This window comes from Micromonospora sp. AMSO12t (assembly GCF_008806585.1).
GTDB classification, from domain to species: domain Bacteria; phylum Actinomycetota; class Actinomycetes; order Mycobacteriales; family Micromonosporaceae; genus Micromonospora; species Micromonospora reichwaldensis.
This window is the reverse complement of record NZ_WAAS01000460.1, coordinates 1-2,313: the sequence shown is the minus strand read 5'-3', so window position 1 is coordinate 2,313 and position 2,313 is coordinate 1. Positions and strand designations below refer to the sequence as shown.

General features: G+C 78.0%; 3 protein-coding genes. All 3 read left to right on the top strand.

Going from position 1 to position 2,313, the window contains the following annotated elements:
• The first annotated feature begins 9 nt into the window (after positions 1–9).
• From thiO to F6X68_RS32210, 3 genes are read left to right on the top strand one after another with little or no spacing between them, the layout of a single operon-like run.
• Positions 10–1,338 (top strand): glycine oxidase ThiO, encoded by a 1,329-nt coding sequence (gene thiO / locus F6X68_RS32220; RefSeq protein ID WP_225852563.1) that lies wholly within the window; start codon positions 10–12, stop codon positions 1,336–1,338.
• Positions 1,329–1,529 (top strand): sulfur carrier protein ThiS, encoded by a 201-nt coding sequence (gene thiS, locus F6X68_RS32215; RefSeq protein ID WP_132230919.1) that lies wholly within the window; start codon positions 1,329–1,331, stop codon positions 1,527–1,529. The genes thiO and thiS overlap by 10 nt, the downstream gene beginning before the upstream one ends.
• Before the next feature lie 4 nt (positions 1,530–1,533).
• Entirely contained in the window at positions 1,534–2,304 is a 771-nt protein-coding gene (locus F6X68_RS32210; protein ID WP_151457770.1) for a thiazole synthase, read from the top strand.
• Positions 2,305–2,313: the final 9 nt, after the last annotated feature.

Below are 2,313 nucleotides of genomic sequence, written 5' to 3'. Positions count from 1 at the left end.
AGCGCTGGGGTGCTGAACCGACCGGACGTCGCCGTGGTGGGGGCGGGACCGGTCGGGCTGGCGATCGCCTGGCGCTGCGCGCAGCGCGGACTGCGGGTCGTCGTGCACGATCCCGCCCCGGGCTCCGGCGCGTCCCACGTCGCCGCCGGGATGCTCGCCCCGGTCGCCGAGGCGTACTTCGGCGAGCACGAGCTGACCGGGCTGCTGACCGCCTCCGCCGCCCGCTGGCCGGCGTTCGCCGCCGAGCTGACCGCCGCCGCCGGCGTGGACGTCGGCTACCGGACCGAGGGCACGCTGATGGTCGGGCTGACCGCCGACGACCTGGCCGAGGCGCGGCGGCTGTGGGCGTACCAGCAGGGGATCGGGCTGCCGGTGACGCCGCTGCGCCCCACGGCGCTGCGGGACCGCGAGCCGGCGCTGGCACCCCGGGTGCGCGGCGGCGCGCTCGCCGAAACCGACCACCAGGTCGACCCGCGCCGGCTCGTGCCCGCGCTGCGCACGGCCGCCGAGCGGGCCGGCGCCACGCTGGTGCCCGCCGCCGTGCGCTCCCTGTCCGACGTGGACGCCGCGGTCACCGTGGTCGCGGCCGGCTGCGGCGCGGCGGCCCTGACGGGGCTGCCCGTGCGGCCGGTGAAGGGGCAGGTGGTCCGGCTCCACGCGCCCGGCGGCGGCGCGCCGGGCTTCCGGCACGTCATCCGGGGGTACGCCGACGGCGAGCACGTCTACCTCGTGCCCCGCGCCGACGGGGAGGTGGTGGTGGGCGCGACCGTCGAGGAGCGCTCCGACACCGACGTGTCCGCCGGGGCGGTGCTGCGCCTGCTCCGCGCCGCCGTCGACCTGCTGCCCGAGCTGGCCGAGTACGACCTGGTGGAGACACTCGCCGGCCTGCGCCCCGGCACCCCCGACAACGCCCCGATCCTCGGCCCGCTGCCCGGCCGGCCCGACGTCGTCGCCGCCACCGGACACCACCGGCACGGCATCGTGCTCACCCCGGTCACCGCCGACCTGATCGCCGAGCTGGTCGTCACGGGTGCGGCGGACCCACTGCTCGCCCCCTTCACCCCGGCCCGGTTCCCGCCGCCGGTGACCCCGACGCCGGTGGCCGGTGTGCCGCCGGCAGCAGGGCTCCGCGACCCGCAGCAGCGGCCCGGGCAGCCGGCGCCGGGGTCCGGCGCGACGCGGGCGGCCGGGTCGGGGCCGGTGGTGGGCGCGACGCCGGCGACCGGTGCGGTGCCGGTGGCCGGGGCGATGCGGGCGTCCGGCGGGGAACCGGGCGTCATGGCCGCCGATGGTCGGTCCGGCCCCCTGTCGACCGAGGAGGAGCACACGTGGAACTGACGGTGAACGGTGCCGGGCGCAGCCTGCCCGGCGGCTCGACCGTGGCGGACCTGGTCCGCGCGGTCACCGACCAGCAGCGCGGCCTCGCCGTCGCGGTCAACGGGGAGGTGGTGCCGCGTACGGGCTGGCCGGCGACCGTGCTGCGCGACGGTGACCGCGTCGAGGTGCTCAGCGCCGCCCAGGGCGGGTGACGCGGTGAGCTTCGACCTGGGCGGCGTGAGCTTCACCTCCCGGCTGATCCTCGGCACCGGCGGCGCGGCCAACCTGCGCGTGCTGGAGGACGCCATCCGTGCCTCCGGCACCGAACTGGTCACCCTGGCCCTGCGCCGCGTCGACACCGCCCCCGGCACGGCCGGCGGGCTGCTGGACCTGCTCGACCGCTGCGGCGTACGGCTGCTGCCGAACACCGCCGGCTGCTACACGGCGGGCGAGGCGGTCAAGGTGGCGCACCTGGCCCGGGAGGCGTTCGGCACGGACTGGGTGAAGCTGGAGGTGATCGGCGACGAGCGCACGCTGCTGCCCGACGGGGTGGAGCTGCTGCGCGCCGCCGAGGAACTCGTCGACGACGGGTTCGTCGTGCTGCCGTACACGTCGGACGACCCGATCCTGGCCCGGCGGCTGGCCGACGTCGGCTGCGCGGCGGTGATGCCGGCGGGCGCGCCGATCGGCTCCGGCCTGGGTGTGTCGAACCCGCACCACATCCGGCTGATCCGGCAGAGCGTCGACGTGCCGGTGATCCTGGACGCCGGCATCGGCACCGCCTCGGACGCCGCGTTGGCCATGGAGCTGGGCTGCGACGCGGTGCTGCTCGCCAGCGCGGTCACCCGCGCCGCCGACCCGGTGGCGATGGCCACCGCGATGCGGTACGCGGTCGAGGCGGGCCGGCTCGCGTACGGGGCGGGTCGGATCGCCCGCCGATTCCACGCGCTCGCCTCCACCCCGGACGAGGGACGGCCGGACCTGTGACCCGCCCCG